Raw genomic sequence first — 5,788 nt, 5'->3', positions numbered from 1 at the left:
TAATATAAATATATATATAAAATTATACTATAATATATTTTCTTTAGAAAGATTTAACTTTTTCTACTTATAAATTTTAATATAATGTAGTATTATATATAGATATAACAAATAACAAGTATTAATGGGGTGATAATATGAGAAATAAAGATGAAAATAAAAGATCATTTTTAACTGGATTAGTGTATTTTTTTGTAAAAATAAAAGACGATGACATCTTTGCATTAGCAGCTCAATTAGCATATTATTTAATGTTATCATTTTTCCCACTATTAATATTCTTGATGTCGGTAATTGGGTTTATTAAGTTAGACGCTGCAGATATATTAGATGGACTAAGAGCAATTTTACCTAATAATGTCTATATGTTAGTGGATTCTACAGTAGTTGAAATAATAGATACTCAATATGTAGGTCTATTAGGGGCATCTATTGCCGCAACTATTTGGTCAGCTTCATCAGGATTTAGAGCTGTTATTAAGGGATTAAATAAGGCATATGACATTAAAGATACTAGGTCTTTTATTAAAAGAGCTTTTGTAGCCATTATTTTTACATTTGCATTAGTGCTAGTTATAGCAGTAACATTAGCAATGTTAGTATTTGGAGAGCTAATTGGAAAGTATCTTTTAGCAATATTCCCATTTGAAGAAGTTATAACTAGGGTATGGAATATCAGTAGATATATAATAGTTGTATTAGTTATGATAATGGCATTTGCTAGTATGTATAGATATGGTCCAGCAAAGAAAATTCCATGGAGAGAGGTATATTTAGGGGCAATAATAACTACCTTTGGATGGATAATAGTATCATTAGGATTCTCCTACTATATTAATAATATAGCTAATTATTCTAGACTTTATGGAAGCATAGGAGCAGTATTTGTACTTATGACCTGGTTATATATTACATCTGTAATGCTGATTGTTGGTGCAGAATTTAATTCAGTTCGAAATACAATAAGAGAATAGATTTTATGATTTAAAGGATAGAAGTTATTAATATATATATATGATAGGATAGTTATTATATTAAGAGGAGTTAGATTTTATAATTCCTAAAATAATATATAACTATCCTCTTTTTTATAGTAAACAATAAACATTATAAATTCTGAATAGAAAAGTATTAAGTGGATATAATCAAAGAAGAAATATTCAGGAGGTGTAAGAATGAATAAAATTGTATTACTAGGAAAATTAATAAAGGACCCTGAACTTAGAACCTTAGAAGAAGGCAATAAAGTATTTACAAGGTTTATTATTGCAGTAGATAGAAACTTCAAGGCTCAAGATGGAACAAGAAAATCAGATTTAATTCCAGTTACTTTTTGGGGCAGAAAAGCAGAAGTGGTATGTCAGTATTTAACAAAAGGAAGCTATATAAGCTTAAGTGGTAGATTAAGAACAGGAAGCTATGAAGACAAGGATGGAAATAAAAAGTATATTGCTGAAGTTGTAGCAGAGGATTTCAAATTTGTTGGTAATAGAAGAAATGAAAAAGAAAATAATCCATCAGATAACAATTTTGATGAATTAGCTAGTAACTAAAGAATTAGAAATAGCATAAATAAAGTAAGGAGCTGTATTTAATATAAATATAGCTCCTTACTAATTATCTAGATAGCACCCTTACTTAAAACAGTAGCTTTATCTTCTCCTTTTTGAATTCCTTCCATGATTTTAACTGAAGTTGAAACATCTCCAATTAAAATACCACCAACTAATTTATTGTTTTGGAAGAATAATTTAGAGTATTTATTATTTGTTTCATCTACGTATCCAACCTTTTCTAATATTGGATCATCAAAATTAACAGTTCCAGCAGAGAATACTTGGGTATTCATTGCTTGGAAGATTGTTGATGAAACAAATTTTTCAAATTTAACCTTATCTCCAGTTGCATTAGCACCAGCTACTTTACCCATTTCTATAGCAGCAGGCCAGTTTCCGTAATAAATTCCGTCGCACTCTGCAACATCACCACATGCATAAATATCACCGATATTTGTTTCCATGTAGTCATTAACTATAATACCCCTATTACATAGGATACCAGAAGGTTGAGCTAAGAATATATTTGATCTAACCCCTACAGAGAATATAACTGAATCAGCAGCTATAACTTCTCCATTCTTTAGTTGAACTGATTTAACACCAGTTTCATCGGCATTTATAAAATCAACAGAAGCTCCTAAAAGAACGTTAACTGGAGTTTTATTAACTAAGCTTTCAAATAATTTAGAGCCATCCTTGTCTAATTGACGAGGTAGCATTCTATCTGCTAATTCAATAACAGTAACATTAATATCACGTTTTTGAATTTCCCAAGCAGCTTCTAAACCTAATAATCCACCACCAATTATTACAACATTTTTAGTTTCAGGTAATTCTTTTTTTAGATTATCAACATCGGCAATTTTCTTAATTGTATGAATACCTTTTATAGTATTGTAAGTCCAAGAATTAATTTCAACTTCTGAATCACTTAATTTCACCTTAGTAGGTGGAACAAAGTTATAACTACCATTAGCTAAAATTAATTTATCATAGCGAACTCCTTGTTTATTATCTAATCTTACAACTTTATTTTCTCTATCAATACTATCAACATTTACATTAAGTATTTCTATAATATTATTTTCTTTATACCAGTTAGCTTTAGCAAGATAGAATGAGTCGTCCATTTTCTCAGTAATTAAGTCAGATAATTGAGTTCTTACATATGAATGAACTGGTTCATTTGAAATTATTTTAATAATAGCACTTTCGTTTCTTTGCTTAATAGCATTAGCAGCATAGAATCCAGCAGCACCATTACCTATAATGACGTAGGTTTCTTCCTTATCTATCTTATAAGTTGTTACCTCTCTTTGAACTTCTACAAATGCTTCACTTCCAGCTCCACATACAGGACAGTATTCAGGAACTGTTTCTGCTTCAATTATTTCACCACAAATTACACACTTCCAAAGTTTTAATCCACCTTTTGATTCAGTAGATGCACTGCTTTGTTTCTTTTCAGATACTGTATCTTTATTTTCAACTGGAAGTTCATTTTCTCCAAGTAAAATCTTTCCGAAATTTAATCCAAATTCAAATGTTTCATCTAATTCAGCATCTGATGGTTTAAAGTTAATCTTAAGGCTTGGATAAAGTCTCATATTTAATTCTTTAAGTCTAGTTTCCATTCTAGGAATAGCTTCACCGCTCCATCCATAAGAACCAAAGGCTGCAGCTAATTTTCCACCGTGAATTACTGGATTTAATTTTGAAAGAACATCACGAATTGGTTCAAGTAACTCTCCAACTATAGTAGGAGAACCACATAATAATCCATCAGATTCATTAATGCTAGCAATTATATCACTTAATTCATTTTCAATAACATTAAATAATCTAACTTCTATATTTCCAGAAGCTTCTATACCTTCTGCGATTTTTTTAGCTAAAGAAGCTGTATAACCATAAGCTGAAACATAAGGTATAGTTACAATCTTCTTTTCATTTGCAGATGGAATTCTTGGAGTACTCCAAGTTCTATAATATTCTACAACTTCCATTGGATTTTCTACTAATACAGGTCCATGACCAGGTAGAATCATATCTATTTTTAAGTTTTCTATTTTTTTAATAGCTTTTAAAACAAATGACTTATATGGTCCAAAAATACAATCAAAGTAATATTTTAATGATTCTAAGTAATTTTCTCTATTTTCAACATTACTATTTATTACAGCCTCAGATGAATAGTGAGTTCCGAATGAATCACAAGTAATTAAAACTTCATCTTCTGGGACATAAGTATAAATTGAATCTGGCCAATGTAGGAATGGAGCAGATATAAATTGTAATGTTTTATTACCTAAACCTAAAGTATCTCCATCACCAACTACAATAAATTCAAACTCTCTATTAGCAATTTCTTTCATGAATTTTATGGCAGGAGCTGATCCTACAACTTTTGCATTTGGTGAAAATTCTAACAATTTAGCGACTGATCCAGCGTGATCTGGTTCTGTATGATCTACTACTATATAATCAATTTTATTAATATCGATATCTAAATCTTTAAGTCTTTCAATGTATTGATCAAAAAATTGTGCCTTTACTGTTTCGAAAACAGCTACTTTTTCACTCCCTTTTACTACATATGAGTTATAGCTTGTTCCATAAGGGGTGTACATAATAATATCAAAAACTCTTAAACCTGGATCTAAGGCTCCGACCCAGTGTATATCTTTCTTTAACTCTAGTGATTTCAAGTTAACACCTTCCTTTAAATAAATATTAATTAATAACTACTATTATAAAATTATTATATGTCTAATTATTAACAATATCAATAACAAATTTCTTAAATTTGCATTTAATATTCAATTTTATATTGTAAAATATGCAGTTAATATTAAAAAAAATAATACACAAAAAAATACAAAAAAATTAAATACATTGGATAAATTTTGAATTTTTATGGATAAATATGTTAAATTATATTATTTGTATTCAATATTTTCACAATTTCATTACAAAATTTTATATATATTAAATAAAAACTAAAAAAAATATAATGAAAGGTGAATTTTGTAGAAAAATCGAGAAATATTTTGTGTAAGTTATAAACACAGTTTGACATTGTTTTGATAAAAAATGTGATAATGTAATATTGTGTTAGGCAGCAAATAAATATTTATGGGAGTGGATAGTTGTATGTATATTGTTAATAGCCTATATAGTAATTTCAAAAATGATAATAAAGAAAGTCAATATTATTTTAGGATGACAAAAAAGGACTTCGATTTTGGACAGGCTTTTGGTATAGAAATAGAAAGACAGGACTTAATAGAAGGACAAGTTGTGAGAATTGAAAGAGATTCCTTAAATAAAATTTCTAATAAAGAAGAAAAGGTTAAGGAACTTTTAGAGTTAGTTTATAAGTATCAAGTTTCTCCTATACACCTTGTTGACATATTAGGTGAATATGTTGACAGATATGTTTCTGATTTTAATATATAATTTATGGAAAATAAAATCACATATATAGTAAACTATATAAAGAGGTGATTTTGTGATTATTGGAATAGGAACAGATATAATAGAAATAGACAGAGTTGATAGCGCTATTAAGAATAATAAGAACTTTATAAAAAAGGTATTTACTGAAAAAGAAATTGAAATGTTTAATAAGAGGAATATGAGATCAGAGGTTATAGCTGGAAACTTTGCGGCTAAAGAAGCTATAAGTAAAGCTTTGGGAACTGGAATTAGTGGATTTTCATTAGTGGATATGGAAGTTTTAAGAGATGATTTTGGAAAACCTGTAGCATATTTAAATACTGTTATAGAAAATATTATAAATAGAAAATATAAATTAAACATATCCATATCACATAATAAAACATCTGCAATAGCTTTTGCTATATTGGAGGAGTTGTAATGGAGATAATGTCTAGAGATGGGTGCAAGGCATTAGATAAATATACTATTGATGAGGTTGGAATACCAAGTCTTGTATTAATGGAGAATGCTGCTAATGAGGTTTTAAGAAAAATAGTTAATTTAGATGATAAATTTATAATTTTTTGTGGGAATGGAAATAATGGTGGAGACGGTTTAGCTATTGCAAGAAAGTTAATTTTAGAAGAAAAGGATGTCTGTATTGTTATAGTAAGTAAGAATGAAAAGTATTCAGAGGACTTTCTTATAAATTTAAATATTTTAAAGAAGCTTACTAATAACTTTATATATATAACAAAAATAGAGGATATAAATCTTTTAAAAGATTT

Annotated in this window: 6 protein-coding genes; 5 read left to right on the top strand and 1 reads right to left on the bottom strand. The window is 28.0% G+C overall.

Features of this window, described 5'->3' with window-relative positions; all coding sequences use genetic code 11:
* The first annotated feature begins 137 nt into the window (after positions 1 to 137).
* Positions 138 to 974 carry a YihY/virulence factor BrkB family protein gene (locus HUJ77_RS14020; protein ID WP_291709646.1) on the top strand — a complete coding sequence of 279 codons (837 nt, stop codon included), beginning with the start codon at positions 138 to 140 and terminating at the stop codon, positions 972 to 974.
* Positions 975 to 1,175: 201 nt separating this feature from the next.
* Positions 1,176 to 1,553 (top strand): single-stranded DNA-binding protein, encoded by a 378-nt coding sequence (locus HUJ77_RS14015; protein ID WP_291709644.1) that lies wholly within the window; start codon positions 1,176 to 1,178, stop codon positions 1,551 to 1,553.
* 68 nt (positions 1,554 to 1,621) lie between these two features.
* Here the strand turns inward: HUJ77_RS14015 and HUJ77_RS14010 are convergent, their stop codons facing one another.
* Positions 1,622 to 4,267, bottom strand: coding sequence for an FAD-dependent oxidoreductase (locus HUJ77_RS14010; RefSeq protein WP_291709642.1), 2,646 nt, complete (start codon positions 4,265 to 4,267; stop codon positions 1,622 to 1,624).
* Between the two features lie 445 nt (positions 4,268 to 4,712).
* Here HUJ77_RS14010 and HUJ77_RS14005 point away from each other — a divergent pair, with 445 nt between their 5' ends.
* The 3 genes from HUJ77_RS14005 to HUJ77_RS13995 all read left to right on the top strand — a co-directional run.
* Positions 4,713 to 5,018 carry a DUF6514 family protein gene (locus HUJ77_RS14005; RefSeq protein WP_291709640.1) on the top strand — a complete coding sequence of 102 codons (306 nt, stop codon included), beginning with the start codon at positions 4,713 to 4,715 and terminating at the stop codon, positions 5,016 to 5,018.
* Between the two features lie 52 nt (positions 5,019 to 5,070).
* Positions 5,071 to 5,439: a holo-ACP synthase gene (acpS, locus tag HUJ77_RS14000; protein ID WP_291709638.1), complete on the top strand. Its 369-nt coding sequence runs from the start codon at positions 5,071 to 5,073 to the stop codon at positions 5,437 to 5,439.
* On the top strand, positions 5,439 to 5,788 hold a 350-nt coding region (locus tag HUJ77_RS13995), incomplete at its 3' end, for an NAD(P)H-hydrate epimerase (RefSeq protein ID WP_291709636.1). The genes acpS and HUJ77_RS13995, both read left to right, overlap by 1 nt.

The organism is Clostridium sp. (genome assembly GCF_021443865.1).
Classification (GTDB): Bacteria; Bacillota; Clostridia; order Clostridiales; family Clostridiaceae; genus Clostridium.
The sequence above is the reverse complement of the archived record's forward strand: the minus strand, read 5'-3'. Positions and strand labels throughout refer to the sequence as shown.

What these genes read in the sequence shown, in the direction of transcription:
- HUJ77_RS14020 (WP_291709646.1), top strand. Translation starts at nt 138, where the DNA reads ATGAGAAATAAAGATGAAAATAAAAGATCATTTTTAACTGGATTAGTG.
- HUJ77_RS14015 (WP_291709644.1), top strand. Translation starts at nt 1,176, where the DNA reads ATGAATAAAATTGTATTACTAGGAAAATTAATAAAGGACCCTGAACTT.
- HUJ77_RS14005 (WP_291709640.1), top strand. Translation starts at nt 4,713, where the DNA reads ATGTATATTGTTAATAGCCTATATAGTAATTTCAAAAATGATAATAAA.